This is a genomic window from Thermogemmatispora sp., from assembly GCF_019683755.1.
Taxonomy (GTDB): Bacteria; Chloroflexota; Ktedonobacteria; order Ktedonobacterales; family Ktedonobacteraceae; genus Thermogemmatispora.
The window spans coordinates 1-16,917 of record NZ_JADGHT010000067.1; the positions used below are offsets into that span (position 1 = coordinate 1).

Consider the following 16,917-nt stretch of genomic DNA (forward strand, 5'->3'; position numbering starts at 1 on the left):
GGATGAATCACGCCCACCCCCACACGCACCCGCCCTTGTCCGCGTGGAAAGACCCAGGCGTAGCCACTAGGAGCCACCTTACTTCCCATCAGCAAGTACAGCTCTTCCTGGGGATAATGGGGCGCATAGAGATCATACTCAGCTCCATAGCCATAGCGCCGGAAGGCGCCAGCAAGTCCCGCTCTCACGGCTATATGACGGGCCATGCCGCTGGCATCGATGGTTACCCTGGACCTGATTGTCAAACGGCGTCCGCGAGCGTCACGCACGGTGACACCACTGACGCGCCCCTCCTCTAGCAGCACCTGGTCGACCGCATGGCGGAGACGCAGCTCCGCCCCCGCCGCAATGGCACGCGCCGCCAGATGCTGATAGAGGCCACGCACATCGAGAACACAGGCCACCGGCGGATCATAGCGGAGCGCCACCTCCTGGCGCGGCGAGAGGAAAAAGACCTGGGGGATGGGATGCAAGAGCTGGGCAGGTACACCCAGCTCTTGCATCTCCTTCATCCAGCTTCCACCGCTTGTATGGATCGGATAGCCGATCTCGCTCTGCCGCTCCAGCACCAGCACCCCAACTCCCTGGCTGGCCACCGCCTCAGCGGCGGCCAGCCCCGCTGGTCCCCCTCCTACAACAACGACATCCCTGGACTCCTGCATAGACACCGTCCTCTTCCTTTCTGCTCTGCTCTGATATGCATCAAGACTCTCCCGGCCAGCCTTATCCCTCGGGGGAACTCAGGCCGGCACGTCTAGCGTGCATTCTCTGTGCGGTGAAACTCCTCGGCATAAGCTAACTGGTGACGGGCGCCGCACTCTTGAGCCCCCCGACGGATACGCTCCTCTACCTGCTCGAAATGGTCTCCAACCTGACTAGCATGGGCCCGCAGTGCCTGTAACTTCAGCTCAATGGTCTCGGAGATATCCTCGGCATGGTTAAGGACAGGCGCCCCGACAATATAGACCTCGCGGACTCGATGCGGCTGTAGCCCCTCGGCCAACAGCTCCGGGAAGTCCCAGGCATTCTGGGAGGCGGGATAGATCGCCTCCAGTGCCATGCGCCCGGCAGTCAGATGGTCTGGATGATAGCGGCCCAACAAGAGGGCCGGCGTCCAGGAGCGCTCGGGCGATTGACAGACCACCCGCGTAGGACGATAGGTGCGCAGCAGCCGCACAAGCTCGCGCTTCAACTCGCGCGTTGGCTGGAGCTGGCCATCAGGATAGTCGAGGAAAATCACCTCTTTGACCCCCAAGATCTGACAGGCAGCCCGCTGCTCAGCCTTGCGTGTTTCGACCATGCGCTGCCGCGCCTCTGGGCCAACATCCTGGGCTTCATCCGGTCCGCCACCTCCTCCATCAGTACAAATGACATAGTAGACCTCCCATCCCTCACGCACCCAGCGCGCTACACTCCCCCCACAGCCAAATTCCGCATCATCGGGATGGGCCACAATCACCATAGCCCGCTTTGCCTGGTCTCTCTGTACCACAGTTGACTCTTGTTGTTGTCCCTGCATCACAAGACACGCTCCTCTAGGGCCTCTCAAGGCATTGGGGAAGCCGGCCCCTATTGTACCACGCCTGCCTCCTTCTGCCTATTGCTGAGCCAGCTTCCAGCCGCCGTGGTCGCAGCCAGCCCCCGCCGCGACCTCCAGCCGACAAGGACGCGTCGTCCAAAAAGCCTGTCCCCTATCCCCCAACAGGGCAGCCGGCTCCAGAGGCCAGGTGGTACTTTCATGCTAAAGAGGGTCGGGGGCCACAAAAATCTATTAACATGAAAGCATCCTATTTCAATGCTATCTCGCCTTAACGGTCAAAATCTGTGGAAGGGAAGTACACAAAAAGACGTATGCAGTTTACTAGACAGGCCCAACAGCAACCACAACAATTAATGACCTGTCCCCAGTGCGATAACGTCGTGCCCATTGGTGCACCCTTCTGCAATATCTGCGGGACACGTCTCTATCCGCCGCCCACCACTGCCCAAGCGCCAGCCGCGTCAGCAGCGGTAACAGCCCCGGGGGCCGTTGCCCCCTCACAGCCCGGCGCCCCCTCTGCTTCTACAGCGGCCCCCGATGCCTATGATGAGGAGGAAGAAGAAGAGGAAGAATACGAGTATGAAGAGGAAGGGGGGGAGGAGGAAGAGGAGGGTGAGAGTAATAAGGCCACGCCGACTACGGCTCCTCCTCCGGCCCCGGGTGAGATCCATAGCCTGCTCCAGCGCCTAGAGGAGCAGATCAGCCAGATCGATATTTATTTTCCTGCCAACCTGCCCGATAAGGCTCAGAAGATCAATGCCTGGAAAAAGCAGCTCCAGCGCGCCTCGGCCTGCGCTCGCTTGTTGGAACGTCCACAGATCCAGCAGATCGAGTCGCAGCAAGCTCTGCGCTTGCGTCACCATATCGCCGAGGCGGCACGCGCCCTGGACTATACCCGTGAATATACTGTAAAGCTGGTTGGTCACGCCGGCGCCGGGAAAAGCACACTGTTGGCTGCGCTCATCGGCCAGGATATCTTTCCACGTCTGGCCGGCGGTGCTGTGACTGGGGTACGCACCCGTGTGCGCCTCTGCCGCGACGACGAGCCAGAGGAAATGCATGTACATTTCTTAACACGGGCGGCCTTTGGTCATTTGCTCAGTCAGACGCAACAGGCTATTAAAACGGCCCCAACCCAGAAGATGCGCGAAGCCCTGGCCGCCGAGCTGAATATTCTGCTCAAGGCTAGCGAGGCCTTCGGCGATACCTATCTGAAGGATGATCAGCCTCATGTCGAGGTTGTGCCGCGCGAGCGCTGGAAGAGCGAGAGCCGCCGCTACATCGAGGAGCCAGCCCGCGATAGCGAGGAGCCACGCCTGACACGCGTCATCGATTATGTGGAGTACCGTGTGCATGCCGGACCACGCTCGGTGCTGCCGCCTAATAGCGTGCTGGTCGATCTACCCGGTGGCGCCGCCGGCCAGATCTATCACGATCTGATGTTGCGCGAGGAGCTGAAGCAGGTCGATGCCCTGCTGCTGGTAATCGGCAATAACCGCTTTGGCGACGATGAGCGCATTCAGCGCATCTTTGAGGAGGTACGCCAGGCCGTCCTGCAGAACCGCGCCTTCGATGTGGCGAGCCGCATGCTCTTCCTGGTGGTCACACACTGGGATGAGATCAATTCGCCAGCCAGTCAGGAGAAAGCCCTTGGCAGCCTGCGCCCCTTCCTGCGCGAGCTGCCTCCCGGCTACGCTAGCTATCACCGCCACGGCCCACGCCATAACTATTTCTTCTATCCCCTGCGCGCCCTCGACGCCTTGCTGGCCACCCTCGGCCTGGCCGGCACCTCTCTGGATGAGGAGCGGCAACAAGAGGGCCGCGAGTACGCAGGTCGCTTGCTTGGTGTCTACCCGGAACTGCTCAAGCTGGCTCCTTCCCTGCCCCCTACGACCAGCGCCCAGGAGTTCGAGCAGGTAACGCGCGAGCAGCATGAAGCTATGTTACAGTATAGTGGCTTGCCTGAGCTGACTCACGACCTGCAGGTATTTTTGACGGAAAACCGCTATGAGGTGCAACTGCGCCATGCAGAGACGCAGCTAGCAATGGCTTTGCAGTTGACCGAAGATCTGTGCTGGGAGCAGATGAGTCAGCTCGGCGTCGAAAGTCACGATCTGCAGGAGCTACAGCAGGAGATGCGCTCGCGCCAGGCTCGCCGCAGCGCCGCCCGCTTTGAGCACCTGCAGCGCCGCACGAACGCCATGCTTGAGGCCTGGAACGATGCCTTACGTCAGTTCGATGCGGCCATTAGCAGCGAAAAGAGTGTCTTTCAGCGCGTGCTGCAAACGGCTCACGAGCGCGCCGCTCAGCGCGTTAAGATTCGCATCACACAGGGCCATTTCGATCACTATATCAAGGTCGGGAATCGTCGCCCCGACGATTCACCGGCCATGGAAATCGGCAATCGCTGGACGGATATCGATGGCTGGGGCCTGATTAAAGCCCTGCGTCAGAGTCTGTGTATGGCCCTGGAGCGCGAGCTGAATGATCCGGCGCGGACCCTCGCCGAGGCCTTCTTAATGCCGATCGCATACAAAGAGGAGGTCGATGGCTCGCTCGATATTAATCGGGTGGCTCTGGGCGAGTTTGGTGGCGAGCTGGATGAAATCCAGAAAGCCTACAATAAGCTGAAGCGCAGCATTCGCGAGAAGGCCCGCGATATCTGCCTCTATGTCACCCTGGGTGAGCTGCTCAACGAGGAAAAGTATGCTCCAACACGCGAGAATCCAGCAGTGGGGGCGCTCTATCGCTTGACCAATGCTCAGGGCAAGGCTGAGGAGATCATCCAGCAGGCACGCCGGCTCATGGTGCCGATTCTCGATACTATCTGCAGCGGCCTGGCGCGCAGTACAGAGCAACGCATTGCACGCCTCTTCCGCTACGAGCTGGATAAGCTCCAGGAGCGCCAGGTCTACGATAGCGATCGTCTGGAGGCGCAGCCTGTGACCCAGAACGGAACCTTCTCCGATATCGTGACGCGCCTCTATAGCCACCTGACGGAGCGTGTGCACACATCGGAGGCGCTGCGTCAGCAGCTTGATAATCTGCAGGCCCAGCGCGAAGCCGCTCTTGATCAGTGGGTCGACCTGATCCAGGAGGTAGAAGCGCTGAAAACCATCCATCGTCAGGACTGAGCTGAAGCAAGCTGGCAGCCTTCTGAGCCGGGACAAGGCCCAGCTTAGAAGGCTGCCTCTCTTTCCTTCGGGGGTGAGTCGCTCTCTTCTGCTTCTGCTTCTTCCTAATCAGCAATAGCTCCCTCTGGTCGCTGCTAGACGACTGGCCGCACAGGCGCACCTTATGCAAGGCTGAGGGATATCCATAGCAATAACAAGAAGAGGGAAGGAGAGCGCTCAGGGCCGCGCCTCTCCTTCCCTCCCTTTTCCCCACGACAAACCCGCCTGCAGAATCACTTCGTGCCTTTGTCCCCCAAGGATTGCCTCCCATTGTCAACCCCAGCCATTACAATAGACGTAGCGAGCTGCGATCTCGGTGAATATCGCGTTGAGATGTAATGAAGATCTAGAGGCAGTCTCTCTTTGCAGTTGAGAAATATTCATGCGAGGCCCTGTAGATCCAATGCCCTTTTCTCCTGTCTCTCCCGGCTAATGCCTGGCTGTCTGCCGCACCCGGAATGAGCCGCGATCAATTGCAGAGATTTGTGTCTGCAGAAGCTTCTACTATCTCTTAATCATGACCCGCACAAAAAGTAGTGGTACCTCTGGCCTATGTCTTCATCTGAAGAGCAAGCATGCTGCGTAGTGTCTTTATGCAGTCTGGTTCTGGCACGCGCCCACTATCAGGAGGGGGGACAGAGCCAGGCCGCCCCGCACCCGCCCCTATAGGGGAAGCAGGGCGGGATCAGGCCAAGGAAAGAGGGAGGCCCCATATGCATGGTCTCATTTTTGCCACCTGGGAAAAATATCTGGCTGAGCGTTTCGGCGGCGGCCTATTGAGCGCCTACCGGGAGGCTATTGGCGAGTCACCAAGTGCCACGCCGCTAGTCAGTCGCTTTTACGATGATCATGTCCTCTTAGAGGGAGTAGCTACCGCCAGCCGTCTAAGCGGTCTTTCGCCTGATCAGCTACTACGCGAATACGGACGCTACTTTATTCTGAACAGTCTTACTGGCCATCTATGCAAGTATATTCTCTCTGGTGTCAATAGTGCTTATGATCTGCTGCTAACGATGCGAGATGTTCACAGTCGTTTGCGCAAGACCGCGGCGGGCTTAACTCCGCCGCTCTTCAACTATGAGTTCGCACCTGACGAGCGCAGCGTTGTGCTGATCTACGACAGTCCCCGGCAGTTATGCGCCGTTCTCTGGGGCGCTATTGAGGGAGCGGCCGAACGCTACGGGGAGGAAGTTGCCATTTACGAGCAGAGCTGCATGAAGCGCGGTGATTCAGTCTGTCGCCTCGAGGCCACCTTTGCCCGCAACTCCAGAAGCGCGGAGCAGCTTTCGGAGCAGGCGCGAGCTAATGCTTTTGAGCAGCAGACTCACCAGAACGCCTTAAAAGAGCTGGGCCAGCGTATCCTTACCATCCTTCCAACCGATGAGGGGCGGGCCGTGACACTCAGCGAGATTCGCCAGCTCCTGGTCCAGCGCTACCGGCTCACCCCAACCTATCAGCGTCCTGCAGTGCTCCTACAGGTTTTACGCCATCTGCAGTTTGCTGGTTACGTGGCAGCCAGCAGTAACCAGCCAGATGATAACCTGACGACGCGGCGCTACTGGCGGGTCACTACTTATTGGGAGCACTAGCCTAGCCGCAGATCTGTCCCAGCCTGTCGGTACCCATTTCCTGCTCTCGGCTCCCGCCGGCATGGAGTCGCGTTTCGCCAGAGACCGGGACGGGAACCGGCAGGCTACCGGGCGCCGCGCTTGAGAAACAGCTCTTTCTCAAAAAGGTGGACCTTGCTGGATCAGAGGCCGGCTAGCTGGCGTGTACCGTTCTGTTATAGGCAGTATGTGGTCAGGTTCCGGAGCTGGCCAGGCTCAAGCGCTATCGGTTAGTCTCCCTGGCGCTAACCAGTCGGTGATAAGACGCGAGGTGGCAATCGAGCCAGCCTGAGTCTCCGTCGGAGCTTGCCTGTTCCAATGTGAGGGAGCGAACCGTCGCCGGCGCTCTCCCTCTACGACCTCTCTCAGCTAGTTAGCTCGCGTGGCTGTATGTGGACTGCTTACTGATGGCTGCTGCACTGCTGCAAGGTCCATCGCGGCTCTAGACTGGCTCCTCTCCGCTCAGCGGCGCCAAGCTGCCATCAGGTCAGGAGCTGCTGATCGGCTACTCCACCAGATCGGAGCCGGTCGAGTACCAGCAGCTCGCCTCTATCGCCTCCCTAAAACCTCCCCGCCGCTGGCTTTCAGGAAGCAGCGGCCCAGGCTTGCGATCATGTCCTTCACCCGCCGCTTTCTTCCGCTCAGATACGCTGATGGGCTGAAACGCTTCCCTGGCAGCAGGGCGTGATAGGGATGGGCGTTCCCGTGTCAGAGTCATGCCATCTTGGAGAGGAGCAAAGAGCTTATGAAGACTTGGAGTGCTTCTGATATTGAGAAAGGTTTGAAGGTTTATAGCGCAGATGAGCATCATCTGGGCCAGGTAGTGGCGGTTTATCCTGACAGTGTCCGTGTGCGCCGTGGGCCGCTGTTCTTCTGGACAGACCGTTTCTACCCCTATACGGCTATTGCCGGACGACAGGGTCGGAGCGTGATACTCAAGATGAGCGCAGCCGAAGCGCGAGATGAGCAGTGGCGCAAACGCCCAGCCTATGAACAGCATCCTGGTGATGTCCTGCAAACGTTCTACGATCGGGGGCATGGGGTGGAGGACCCGCTCGATCCCGAGCGGGATTAGGTGAGCAGCCTCGCCTGGCCCACGGCACCGATCGACAGCGATAGGCGGCCCATCCGCTCCACCGCTACCTATTCTGGTCACGGCAGGCGTCTTTAGAGAGGAAGTTAGCAGAGGGGTCGCCAGGACCGTGGACGGGGGAGCAGCCGGGGAGAAGATACGGTTAGAACCTGAGAGAATTTAAGGTAAACACCTGATGCTGGTAGACCCGGGTTGCAGGTAGAATAAAAGCCGCTGGATGGATGCCAGGAAGGAATGGGCCTACCCGGCACCAAATGCCGACCACGAGGCCGAACGGAGGCCGGCAAGCTGGTTTTTGTCGGTGAGTTTCCCGAAGGGAGCGTGGAATCATGGCTATAGCTGCTGCAGATCCTGTACGCGATGGCCGCAGGACGCGATCGGCCAGCCAGTCAGCCAGGCGGCGCGCAGGTCGCAAGGCGGCCACGCTGGAGATAGAAGGTGGGACCGCTCTATTGGCCACGGGCGAGGACGAGGCCGCCCTGCCCGAGAGCGATGTCTCTGCCGAGCTGGCCCTCGATCCGTTGCTGGAGAGCAGCGATGAGCTGGAATTGGAGAGCGCCGAGGCCGACCTGACGGATGAGGTCCCTGAGCGCCGCTCTTCAAGTGTGCGTCAGGCTCTCGGCTCTGAAGATGCTTTTCAGAGCTACCTGCGCGATATTCGTGGCCTGGGTTTGCTAACTCACGAGGAGGAGCTTGAGCTGGCTCGCCGCGCCGCCGAGGGCGATGAGCTGGCTCGTCGCAAGCTGATCGAGTCGAATCTGCGCCTGGTGATTGCTATCGCCCGGCGTTATACAAGCACAGGCGTCCCTCTGGTGGACCTGATTCAGGAGGGCAACCTCGGGTTAATGCGCGCCGCCGAGAAGTTTGATTATCGTCGTGGGTGTCATTTCGGTACGTATGCTACCTGGTGGATTCGCCAGGCGGTGAGCCGCGCCGCCGGTGAGCAGTCTCGCTTGATCCATCTACCTGAGCACGTCGCAACCCGCTTGCGCAAAGTACGCCGCGTCGCCGCTCAGCTCTCTCAAGAGAGCGGTCTGGACCCCGAGCCTGAGCAGATTGCTGCAGCGTGCAATATTGACGTCAACGAAGTCATCGATCTGCTGAGTGTGATTGAGCAACCCGTCTCTCTCGATGCCCCCGTCGATGATGAGGCCCGCCACTCGTTGGCCGATACTCTAGAGGATAGCACCGCCCCCGCTCCCGCCGAGACCGCTTCACAGCACTTGCTTGGCGAGGAGTTGCATCGCGCTCTGTCAACACTTACACCACGCGAGCGCGCAGTGATCACACTCCGTTACGGCATCGGCGATGGGCGTAGCCGCACACTGCTGGAGGTCGGGAAGGAACTGGGCATTTCACGCGAGCGCGTCCGTCAGCTCGAGGTGGTAGCGCTGATGAAGTTGCGCAATTTTAGTGGCAACACCTCTTTGCGCGAGTGTGTCTGACTAGCGGCCCGGCTTCGCAAGGTGGACTGGCCCGCTCTGTCATCGCGATGCGGCAGCAGTGAAGAGAAGCAGATGAAAGGCACCTAGCTAGGAGAGCACATAATAGCTCCTTCTCTTTGTCACTCAAGGGGGCATGGGTAAGTCTACACATCGACCCATGCCCTTTGTTATGGATTATCTTTTTGTAATCTTTTTCCCCTTCGTAAGGCGCAACGCGCTCCCTACTCTCTCCCTAGTCTCGTGCCCTCCCTTAGCGATATAGACACCTTTGCCATCTCTCTTCCTACATGCATTTGCTTTCTATGATGGCCGCGACCAGATCAGAGCAGATCAGTCCCACCCTCGACGAAGGGATAGGCTCTGTGATAGACTGCGAGAGAGTGACAGGAAGAGACGAGAGTTTGCTACGAAGCGCTTGCTTCTGTGTGAGAGGAGATTTCGGCGCATGCAACCTTGTGCAACCTGTGGTACTGATGTGAGCGGTAAGCGTTTCTGCCCACAATGTGGCACACCCGTGCCACAGGCGCAGCCACAGCCACTACAGCAGTCGACCGTTATTGCGAGCGGACAACCAATGGCGGTGAAGGGGGAATGGTGTCCGCGTTGCGGAGGTCAGGTACGGCCTGGGGCAGCTTTCTGCTCTCACTGTGGCCATGCTCTACGCCCGGCAGCGTCCTCTGCTACGGCAGCTCCGTCCATGCGGCTCTGTCCGCATTGCCATGCTCAAATAGCTGCCCAGCATGCTTTTTGTACGAACTGCGGTGCTGCTCTAGCAGAATCTGCGACGCCACGCTTTTGTCCCCAGTGTGGCCAGCCTCAGCAGAGTGGGGCCCGTTTCTGCAGCGCCTGCGGAACAGAGCTGAATGCTACAGTAGCGGCGACCTCCCCAGCACCCACAACCGCACCGCCAGTGACGACTGTGGGTCCGTATCCAGCAGCCCCAGCAGGCAACGGTACAGCGGGAGCCGGTCCCTATGCGGCCCCTGGAGCAGGCTCGCCCGCCTACGCTTCCCCGACAGCCCAGGCCCCGGCTCAGTACGGAGCCTATCCCAACGGAGGATCAGTCGCACCGGGCGCGGCTAACGCGCTCCCTGCCGGCACTTACCCGCCTCAGACACCGCTGGTGCTGCGCTGCCCAGTCTGCTGGGCAATTTCCCCCGTGGGAACCAGTAATTGCCCAGGCTGCCGTACGAGCCTGGTTGGTGTTGCTCCAGTGCCCGCCACCACCGTCCAGCAGCCTCCTAATCAGCAGGGCGGACTTGGCGGCTTCTTGCAGAGCGATGGCGGTAAGCTGGCGATGGGGGCCCTGGGCGGCGCAGCGGCTGTCATTGGTGGTGAGATGCTGCTACACGGCCTGGAGCGCTCCCTAGAAGGGAATGACTATGGCCACCACCACCACCACCATCATCACGAGCATGAGGGTGGCATCTTGGGCGACCTGGGCCGCCTAGCGGACGATGTTGGTCTCATCTGACCACCACTGACGGCTCGCAGCCACACTCGGACTGGCACGCGGGCCGCTATCCAAACCTAGGCGCGCAAGCTTGCTGGCACTGGGATCGGACCGGAGCACTGCCCCGGTTTCGATCCCAGGTCGGTGCTCGCTCTCTCGCGCTCTCTTTTAGCCCTCTGTCTGCCAGTCTCCTGGTGGCTGTACCCAGATGGGCTAGTCTGCCTAACTTCTTCTATTGCCTTGTTGCGACACACCTGTAAACGGTCTATAATGTCTGGCAACAGGGGGTATCATTCTCAAGAGAAGCCGCGCGGGCGTGCCTCACCTGCCTGTTTTCTCATCGGCTCTTGAGCGGCTCAAATCAGTTAAGAAACGCTTGCATCGATGCAATACGAGCGAATTACGCTGGCAAATGGCTTGCGTTTGCTAACGATGTGCGTGCCGGGCATCCGCTCGGCCAGCATCGCTTTTTTCTTTGCCGCCGGCTCACGCTATGAACCGGATCACCTGGCCGGCATATCTCACTTTATTGAGCATATGCTTTTTAAAGGATCAAAAAACTATCCAAGCGCTCGTATTCTCTCGGAAACGATCGAGGGGGTAGGGGGAGTCTTTAACGGTAGCACGGGGAAGGAGCTAACCAGCTATACCGCGCGTGTTCCCTGCGAGCATCTGGATGTAGTAATCGAGGTACTCGCTGATATGATCCGGCACCCGCTCTTTGATCCTCAGGAAATCGAGAAGGAGCGGCAGGTGATCATCGAGGAGTTGAGTGCGACACGCGATGACCCACAGGAGTGGTCAGGTCTTTTACTGGACCAGATTATGTGGCCCGGTTTGCCACTGGGGCGCGACGATGCGGGAAGCGACGAGACAGTAGCCACGATCAGTCGTCAGGATATGTTGACCTACCAGGAGCAGTTTTATCGCCCGAATGCCCTGGTGGTCAGCGTGGTCGGGAATTTTCACCATGCACGGGTACGGGAGCTGATCGAGTGGCTCTTTCACGACTGGGAGCCGCGTCCGCTACGAACCTGGACGCCCTGCCCGCCGCCGCGGGATGTGCCGCCCGTGGCTGTGGTCTATAAGGAGACGGAGCAGACGAATCTTTCGCTAGGCACCCTGGGGGTTGCTCATTCCTCTCCTGATTATTACGCGCTGATGCTGTTGAATGCCATCCTGGGCGAGGGGATGAGTTCACGCCTCTTCCAGAGTATTCGGGAGGAGCGCGGGCTTGCCTACGATATCGGTAGCTATACGAGCAGCTACTATGAGACGGGCAATCTGGTTGTGAGCGCAGGGGTCGACCCTTCTCAGACGGAGGCCGCTTTGCGCGCCATTGTGCAGGAGTTGAACAGGCTCTGTGAGGTGCCCGTCTCTACGGCGGAGTTGGAGCGCTTTAAGGCCTATGTGTGCGGCGGCCTGATTCTGGGGCTGGAAAGCACCCAACAGGTCGCGAGCTGGCTCGCTAGCCAGGAATGTCTGCTTGGCCATGTCGTCGATGTGGATGAGATGATCCGCCAGATTCAGGCCGTGACTCCCCAGGATCTGCAACGCGTGGCACGCACATGCTTCGCTCCCGAATGGCGCCGCCTGGCCTTGATTGGCCCCGAGGACCCTCGACAGGTTGACCATTTTCAGAAGTTGCTGACAGCTGCCTAACGCGGGAAGAGGAGACCAGGTTCTATGCTGAAAACATTGTCTACGTTGCATGAGTATTTGCAGTATACGGAGGATGCCCTCAGCGCCGGGCGCATCGAGGAGGCCCTTGAACATTGTCAGTATGTGCTCTCGCATTTCCCTCATTCTCTCGAGGCTCATCGCCTCCTCGGAGAGATCTATTTGGCCCAGAATCGCCTGACAGAGGCCCAGCAGACTTTCGATTGGGTCCTGACGAATGACCCTGAAAATGTGCTCGCCTACTGCAACCGCGCCTTGACTAGCGAACGCATGGGGGATGTGGAGACGGCGCTTGACTGCTATCAGCAGGCTTATGAGCTGAGCCGGGGTAATAGCCAGATTCGTCAAGAATTTAATAAGTTGAGCGCTCGCAGCGGCCAGCCCGGCTTTATGTTCTCGCGCGCCGGTCTGGCTCGCCTCTATATGCGCGGCGATCTGCTTTTCCAGGCAATTCAGGAGTGGGAGGCTGTGCTTGCTGCTACCCCGGATCGCCTGGATGCGCGCACCGGTCTGCTGGAAGCCTGTTGGCGCGATGGTGACTATGAGCGCGCCGAACAGATCGCGACCGCTTTGTTGGAGGAGATCCCCGGCTGCCTGAAAGCGCTGCTGCTTTTGGCACACATGACTTTCCCCCATAACCCGGCCCGTGCCCGTGAGCTGCTCCAGCGCGCCGAGGCACTTGATCCTGAGATGACGATGGCCCGTGAGCTGTTTGGCGATCTGATGGCAGCTTCTCCCGATGATCCTTTCCTGTCCCTTGTGCGCAAAGATGCCGTTCTGATCCCCCCTCCCGGACGGTCCGCGCCTTCGTCCTCCTCTTCTGCTTCGATTGCCTCGGGAGCTTCTCCCGAGTCCGGGCCGGCTTTGCCGGAAGAGCAGGGGCAGGAGAGCGAGGAGAGCGAGCCGATCTTTGGCTGGACAACCCCCGATCCTTATCCGCTGACTCTGACAACGCCCCCGGCTTCTTCCCCAACTCCCGCCCCGTCTTCGCTGTCTTCACAACAGCCGGAGGCGTCCATATCTGCAAGCAGCGACGAGGCACAGCGCTCTAGCTCACCATCCTGGTCTCTCTCCAGCCCCGGCCTCGCCTTTGGAGAGCAGGAATTTTCCTGGGAGGAGCAGTCTTCCTGGTCATCCGTAAGAGCGGCAGGCTCAGAGGAGGACCTGGGTCTGCCGGCGGACCAGGCCCCCTCCCATCCTGCTTGGTTAGATGCTCTCGATACGCCCTTCTACCGCCAGCCCTCGGGGTCGCTGGCTAAGCCAACCCCAACCCCTCAGCCTGAGTCTCCTCCTGCTCCCTCCCCCTCGACGGAGGCCGTTGCAGCTCAGGAGGCTTTGGATAGCCCCCGCGTGGAGGAGGTCTCTGAGGTCTCGCGGTCTCAGCCTACCTCTCCCCAGGCAGAGCAGCCCACAGAGCAGCAGCAGGAGGCAGAGGATGAGATGTTCCCCTTCATGCAGGCAGGGAGCGACCCAGAGGAGGGATGGCCCGAGTGGCTGAAGTCGCTGGGAGCAGAGACAATGGAGGAGTCCGCTTCTGAGTCATCTCCTTCCGTCTCCAGCCCACGTGGAGCAGTCTGGGGCGAACCCGAGGAGGAGCCAAACCAGGAGGTAGGGAGCATCTCCGGGTTGACAGAGCAGAGACCGCCGGAGCCGGCAGCTCCGCTGGCTTTTGCAGAGCCAGAGAGCTATATACGCTCTGAGGCGGACATGCTTTCTGGGTCCACAGCTCGCCGCCCCTCTGAGGAGGACTATTCAGGGCCTGCTTACTCGTCCCCTGCAACTTGGGATGAGCTAACAGGTGGCGGCTTCTCTGCCCCTATGGAGAAACCGGCCTGGCTTGAGCAGCTACAGGCTAGTCATAGCACCTTTGAGAGCCAGGAGGCAAGTGCTGGACCGCTCTGGCCTCCAGAGGAGCCGCTAGCTTCCTCTAGTTCCAGCCCGACAGCGGTGCCGCCGGCAGCTTCGATCTGGGGCGAGGAGCCTGCTCAGTCTGCCGCAGCTTCTACGCCCCTGGCCTCGCGGCCTTCAGCCTCCCCCCAGGGTGCAGATCAAGCGGAGGCTGGCATTCCCTGGCTTGAGCAGCTTGCCGGCTGGTCGACAGCTTCTGAGGGATCAGCAGGCGCTGTCACAGGAACTCAGCCACCATCGTCTCTCGAGGCACAGGCGTCGCGTTCTGAGCCAGCCTCTTCGCCTGCCATTCCACCTCAGGGGCAGTCTGCTTCTTCATGGCTGGCCGAGTTGGCCGCCAGTGCCAGCCAGCGCTCAGCAGAGCAGAGTAGCCCGCCCGCTGCTGAACAGCGGCTGGTGACAACTTTGGAAGATCTAGAACAGCAGCTTTATGCTCAGGGCTTTGTACCGCTGCAGCCAGGTGAGCTGGCAAGCTTTGCTCAGCAAGAGCCTCCTGCTCAGCCCACCGCCACAGCTTTTGAGCAACCACCAAGGATAGCTCACGATGAACAGCGTCAGGCTCCGGCTTCACCAGCACCCCCACCGGCCCCTGAGTTGGAAGAAACGGTACGCGCACCGCTCGGGCAGCCCCCGCGCTATGAGGAGTTGAAACAGGCTCCCGAGCCGCTCTGGCCAGCAACCCCTGGCTCAGGCTCGTCTCCCGCTCAAGGCCCTGTCCAGGGTCCTTCTCTGCCGAGCTATCGGCCCGATGCCCTGCTAGAGGACGAGCTAGAGACCACTATGAAGCGTCCCGTTTTCCGCCTTCAGCCTGCCCAGACCCGCCCGCAGGCCCCAGGTGGGCGCTCTTCTCCGGCCCGTCCCGCCGGTCGCGAGGCCCCCAGCTCTGGCACGACTGGCCCTGGCAGTGAGACAGCCCGTAGTCCGCAGGAGGGTGAGGTGAACTACAAGGAGCACTTGATCCGTGGCTACCAGTACCAGCTTGCCGGCGCCTACGATGAGGCCATGCAGGAGTATCGCATTGTGATCCGCAATCAGCCGGAGCTGTTGAGCGAGGTCATCAGCAATACGCGCGCGTTGCTGAAGCTGGCGCCCAAATATGCGCCCGGCTACCGCGTCCTTGGCGATGCCTATATGCGCCAGGGCGAGTACCTGCAGGCTATGGAGGCCTATAATAAGGCCTTGACCATGACGCGCCGCGCCAAGGGTCAAGGGGCTTCTTAGCCACGGGGGCAAGTTAGTAGGAGGCAAGGTCGACCTCACCCGGCGAGCGGCAAGAGCAGCCAGCACGAGGTATACAGGAGGCATAGAGGAGAGAGGCGCGTTGATTGGCCGGTTTGGAAACTGGTCTGGCTCGCCTCCCTCCCATTATGCACTTGTGGCTCTTCCGCCCATCAGGTGGGCTGGTAGAGGTGCGTTTGGACTCTGGCGCGTTGAGGTGAGCAACTCTCGGCTCAGAGAAGAAGAATCTAGCTACCATCCAAAGGAGTCATCAGTGGAGACGATTCTACAGCGGTTGACCGAGCTTGATGAGGTCTCAGGCGTTATCCTGGTAGGCAAGGACGGGCTGATCGTCAGTGGCACGTTGCACAGCGAGGATGAGGAAATGATCGGTGCCCTGTCCGCTACCGCCTTTGGCTCCCTCAGCACCTATAGCAAGCAAATTAACCAGGGCGAGATTCGCCATGCTATAATTGAAACGCAACAGGGGACGATCCAGATGGCGGAGGTGGGCGACCTGATCCTCGTGGTGACTACTCAGCAGACCCGCTCTCCCAATCTCGGACGCGTGCGCCTGGAGATGAAGAAGGCCTGTCGCCAGATCCTTCCTCTGGTGACGAGCCAGTAGGCGCCTCTTCTCTCCGGGCCGGCTTTGGACATCCCTTGATTCTGTATTTATTTAGGCGGAAAGGAAGTTCTGATCGTAGATGATGGAACGAACACTGATTATTATCAAGCCCGAGGGGGTCCAGCGCGGCCTCATCGGGCAGATTCTTAGCCGCTTTGAGCAGCGGGGGCTGAAGTTCGTAGGCCTGAAGATGCTGCAGATGTCCCCCGCGCTGGCGGAGGAGCACTATGCCGTTCATAAAGGGAAACCGTTCTTTTCAGGCCTGGTGAAGCATATTACTTCTGGCCCAGTGGTGGTCGGCGTGGTCGAAGGCCGCGGCGCCATTAAGATGGTACGCACGATGATGGGGGCAACGAACGCCGCCGAGGCCGCCCCCGGTACCATCCGCGGCGATTTCGCTCTCGAGATCGGCTACAATATCATTCACGGCTCGGATAGCTCCGAGACCGCCGCTCGCGAGATCAGTCTCTTCTTTAAGCCGGAAGAGCTACTTGATTACCGGCTGGCTACAGAGACCTGGCTCTACGAGGAACAGGAGAATCAGTGAGTGGTTTCCGCTCCTGATCTCCCCTGTCCTCTAGCTAGCTTGCTGGCCGCTTGACAGGCGCTGAGTCACTGGCAACGCTCAGGCTCGGCGTGTTCCGCTTGCTCATCAGCTTGGTAGAGCTGCTTCTGTAGCTCTTCCCCTCCTTGTCAAAGGAGCTTCTCCTTCTCGTTCTTTGGCCTATTTGGCGCTTTCTTCGCTTGTGTAAGGAATAAGGGAGCGGCCTGCCCAGCCTTATCAAGTGATCGGGGTCCAAGTGCTCAGTGGGAAGGAGTATATTACTCCTCGGGGACGCTTTCACTCCGACTCGCTCTTCTAGACAAGCCGACTGGCTGGTTAAATGAATGGGTGACCACTACGCTAGTACGCGCCCAGCCTCTAACTCACAAGGTGAACCGCGCCGATTCAGGGCGGGAAAGAAAAGGAAGCAGGCAGGCAAAGCGAGAGGTGCAAAGACTGACGGCAAGAGCAGACACCCGAGCCTGAGTCTGGAGCGAGCTGGATGGAAGATCGCAGTTCTGAGACTACCGAGTGAAAGTATGGGTAGCCAACCGCTCAGCCGATCAGCTCGGGCTGCTCCTCCGAGTTCCCTTCCCTTTGACGGCTTCTTTCTTTTCCACCCTCTCCG

At 59.7% G+C, this 16,917-nt stretch carries 11 protein-coding genes; 9 read left to right on the forward strand and 2 right to left on the reverse strand.

The features are described 5' to 3' along the window. On the reverse strand, positions 1-662 hold a 662-nt coding region (locus IRZ24_RS06845; RefSeq protein WP_297161573.1), incomplete at its 3' end, for an FAD-dependent oxidoreductase. A 92-nt stretch (positions 663-754) separates the two neighbouring features. Continuing rightward, positions 755-1,519 (reverse strand): PIG-L deacetylase family protein, encoded by a 765-nt coding sequence (locus tag IRZ24_RS06850; protein ID WP_297161577.1) that lies wholly within the window; start codon positions 1,517-1,519, stop codon positions 755-757. Positions 1,520-1,851: 332 nt separating this feature from the next. Here IRZ24_RS06850 and IRZ24_RS06855 point away from each other — a divergent pair, with 332 nt between their 5' ends. From IRZ24_RS06855 to ndk, 9 genes are all read left to right on the forward strand, one after another. After that, entirely contained in the window at positions 1,852-4,674 is a 2,823-nt protein-coding gene (locus tag IRZ24_RS06855; RefSeq protein ID WP_297161579.1) for a dynamin family protein, read from the forward strand. A 752-nt stretch (positions 4,675-5,426) separates the two neighbouring features. Next, positions 5,427-6,302 (forward strand): heme NO-binding domain-containing protein, encoded by an 876-nt coding sequence (locus IRZ24_RS06860; protein ID WP_297161582.1) that lies wholly within the window; start codon positions 5,427-5,429, stop codon positions 6,300-6,302. 763 nt (positions 6,303-7,065) lie between these two features. Continuing rightward, entirely contained in the window at positions 7,066-7,395 is a 330-nt protein-coding gene (locus IRZ24_RS06865) for a hypothetical protein (RefSeq protein ID WP_297161586.1), read from the forward strand. A 347-nt stretch (positions 7,396-7,742) separates the two neighbouring features. After that, a complete protein-coding gene (locus IRZ24_RS06870) occupies positions 7,743-8,858 on the forward strand; it encodes a sigma-70 family RNA polymerase sigma factor (RefSeq protein WP_297161589.1) in 1,116 nt (371 codons plus the stop codon). A gap of 445 nt (positions 8,859-9,303) precedes the next feature. Then, complete coding sequence (locus IRZ24_RS06875) at positions 9,304-10,332, forward strand: zinc ribbon domain-containing protein (protein WP_297161592.1); 1,029 nt, start codon at positions 9,304-9,306, stop codon at positions 10,330-10,332. A gap of 363 nt (positions 10,333-10,695) precedes the next feature. Further along, entirely contained in the window at positions 10,696-11,973 is a 1,278-nt protein-coding gene (locus tag IRZ24_RS06880) for a pitrilysin family protein (RefSeq protein WP_297161595.1), read from the forward strand. A 24-nt stretch (positions 11,974-11,997) separates the two neighbouring features. Further along, a complete protein-coding gene (locus IRZ24_RS06885; protein ID WP_297161596.1) occupies positions 11,998-15,120 on the forward strand; it encodes a tetratricopeptide repeat protein in 3,123 nt (1,040 codons plus the stop codon). Positions 15,121-15,391: 271 nt separating this feature from the next. Further along, positions 15,392-15,745, forward strand: a complete 354-nt coding sequence (locus tag IRZ24_RS06890) for a roadblock/LC7 domain-containing protein (RefSeq protein ID WP_297161599.1) — start codon at positions 15,392-15,394, stop codon at positions 15,743-15,745. 82 nt (positions 15,746-15,827) lie between these two features. Continuing rightward, positions 15,828-16,292, forward strand: a complete 465-nt coding sequence (gene ndk / locus IRZ24_RS06895) for a nucleoside-diphosphate kinase (RefSeq protein ID WP_366914249.1) — start codon at positions 15,828-15,830, stop codon at positions 16,290-16,292. Positions 16,293-16,917 lie beyond the last annotated feature (625 nt).